The sequence below is a fragment of the Sulfurimonas sp. genome (genome assembly GCF_032250635.1).
Lineage (GTDB): Bacteria > Campylobacterota > Campylobacteria > Campylobacterales > Sulfurimonadaceae > Sulfurimonas.
The window spans coordinates 1-2,281 of the sequence record NZ_JAVVFL010000204.1 but is presented as its reverse complement, the minus strand read 5'-3'; the positions used below and the strand labels follow the sequence as shown (position 1 = coordinate 2,281).

General features: G+C 36.6%; 2 protein-coding genes and 5 tRNA genes (1 of these 7 cut by a window edge). 1 reads left to right on the top strand and 6 read right to left on the bottom strand.

Annotated features, from left to right (window positions below):
- From RQ763_RS10560 to RQ763_RS10535, 6 genes are all read right to left on the bottom strand, one after another.
- Positions 1-55, bottom strand: a tRNA-Val gene (locus tag RQ763_RS10560) (it extends 121 nt beyond the left edge of the window).
- 30 nt (positions 56-85) lie between these two features.
- Positions 86-161: transfer RNA gene (locus RQ763_RS10555), tRNA-Glu, on the bottom strand.
- A gap of 120 nt (positions 162-281) precedes the next feature.
- Positions 282-357, bottom strand: a tRNA-Val gene (locus tag RQ763_RS10550).
- Positions 358-490: 133 nt separating this feature from the next.
- Positions 491-567: transfer RNA gene (locus RQ763_RS10545), tRNA-Asp, on the bottom strand.
- Between the two features lie 24 nt (positions 568-591).
- A tRNA-Lys gene (locus RQ763_RS10540) sits at positions 592-667 on the bottom strand.
- 73 nt (positions 668-740) lie between these two features.
- Positions 741-1,829 (bottom strand): CinA family protein, encoded by a 1,089-nt coding sequence (locus tag RQ763_RS10535; RefSeq protein WP_314152913.1) that lies wholly within the window; start codon positions 1,827-1,829, stop codon positions 741-743.
- 122 nt (positions 1,830-1,951) lie between these two features.
- Between RQ763_RS10535 and RQ763_RS10530 the strand changes: the two genes are divergently transcribed.
- The coding region (locus RQ763_RS10530) for a class I tRNA ligase family protein (protein WP_314152912.1) at positions 1,952-2,281 on the top strand (330 nt) is incomplete at its 3' end.

The window sequence follows — 2,281 nt, the reverse complement described above, 5'->3', positions numbered from 1 at the left end:
AACCAGTGACATCTACCTTGTAAGGGTAGCGCTCTACCAACTGAGCTAAGCGCCCATTTATGACTTTTTATAACACCATGTTTTGTGGCGACCCCTAAAGGATTTGAACCTCTGTCCCTACCATGAAGTGATAGTGTCCTTGGCCACTAGACGAAAGGGTCACTTTCATTAAACAAAAGGTTTTGTAAAATAACTTGGTTTTTTTGCATTAGACAAGGCAAATTTTGACGAAGCATAGTTAGCTATGCGTGTTGAAATTTAACGCAGTATAATCAAAAAAATGGTGGGCACTACTGGACTCGAACCAGTGACATCTACCTTGTAAGGGTAGCGCTCTACCAACTGAGCTAAGCGCCCTAAATTATGCTTTTTACTTTACTCTTCGTTAGAACCTTTGTTCCATTCGTCACATAGATTTACTATGCTCCTCATTCCACAAAGAACCTGCCTCGATTAAAATAAAAATCAAGAATTTTAAATCAACTAAAAGTGGCGCGATTGAAGGGACTCGAACCCTCGACATTCTGCGTGACAGGCAGACACTCTAACCAACTGAGCTACAATCGCATATAATATTTTTAGTTTTGTAAATGGTGTCCTGTGATGGATTCGAACCATCGGCCACATCATTAAAAGTGACGTGCTCTACCAGCTGAGCTAACAAGACATTTTCCTCTATTTGTAAGAGGTCGAAATTATAGGCAAATAGGTTTTAATTGTCAAGATAAAAAGCCTCAAATTTAAAAAAACATCTCTCTATCTACTAATAGCAACATTTTAATGGCAAAAAGTACACTCTGATGCTGGATATAGTTTCTATCCCCATTTAAATTTAAACGACTTTCTATATATTTTGTTTTGCTTCTTACGCTGATATATATAGTTCCGACAGGTTTATATTTAGTACCGCCGCCCTCACCCGCAACTCCGCTTATAGATATAGAGTAGTCAGCTTCACTAACATTGAGCGCGCCTTCACTCATCTCTAAGACGACTTCACTGCTTACCGCACCGTACTCTTCTAATGTTTTAGAGTTTACGCCAAGCCAATTTTCTTTAATTCTGTTTGAGTATGTCACCAAAGAGCCGTCAAAGATTTTTGAAGCACCGTTATTTTTTGTAAAGTAGTAGCTCAGAAGCCCTCCAGTGCAGCTCTCTGCAAAGGTTATTTTCTTGCCCTTTGATGATAGTTTCTCTATTATATAAGTTGTGATGTTTGTAGCAGCAATGATTTTGTTTGGCAAAAGCTGCTTTGCTGAGGCTATAAACTTAGATATATTTCCATATTTTTTGCTTCTTATATCTACTCTCAACCAGCCATCTATGAGATTTACAGCCTCTATTTTCAAGTCATACATCTGCGCAATCGGAGAGAGCATCGCCAAGGCACTCTCTTTATCCTCTTCAAAAAGATGAAGGGTAGCACTTGATTCTTCAAAATCAAGAAGTATCTCGGGAACTCTTTGCATCTCATCTACATGTAAGACATTTGTAAGCGAATTTTTATACTCTAAGAGATAACTTCCATCTTCATATACAGCGCTGTTTGATGGTATCAGCATCTCATCTTTTAAAATCTGGTTATCGCTTGTGACAGTACATATAAGTTTTCCTATGGTAGAAAAATGATGTTTTGAAGTTACGATTATATATCTGTTTGACGTGTGAAGCTCTTTTTCCAAATATAAAAAAAGTGAATTATCGCTCTCTTTAAAAAAAGTTATACTATCTATTAAATCAGTTTTTTGCTCAATTTTTCTGATTATATACTCTCTTAGAGGAAGGTTATATATAAATTTATTGCCGATTAACAAAAGATGCAGTTTCATCGCGTAAATAGCCTTTTTGCAAAAATAATTTCCTCCATTATAACACTGTTTTTACTATTTTAAAGTAGCTTTTAAAGGCATGAGGGATATAATGCAAAAATTTTACACTATTTGGGACAGACATGGATTATAAAGATACACTACTTTTACCGACTACAAAATTTGAAATGAGAGGCAATCTCATAAACAACGAACCAAAGAGATACGCTTCTTGGGACGAGAAAAAAATATATGAGAAGATGAAAGCTAACCGCAAAGATGCTCCAAGTTTTACTCTTCATGACGGTCCTCCATACGCAAACGGTCACACGCACATCGGACATGCGCTCAACAAAATCTTAAAAGATATCATTATAAAACATAACTATTTTAACGGCAAATCGGTGCGATTTACTCCAGGCTGGGATTGTCACGGTCTTCCTGTCGAAAATTTAGTTGAACAAGAATTAAAT

Bases quoted from the DNA above. Each gene is read 5' to 3' on its own strand.
- RQ763_RS10535 (WP_314152913.1), bottom strand. From the start codon at position 1,829: ATGAAACTGCATCTTTTGTTAATCGGCAATAAATTTATATATAACCTT.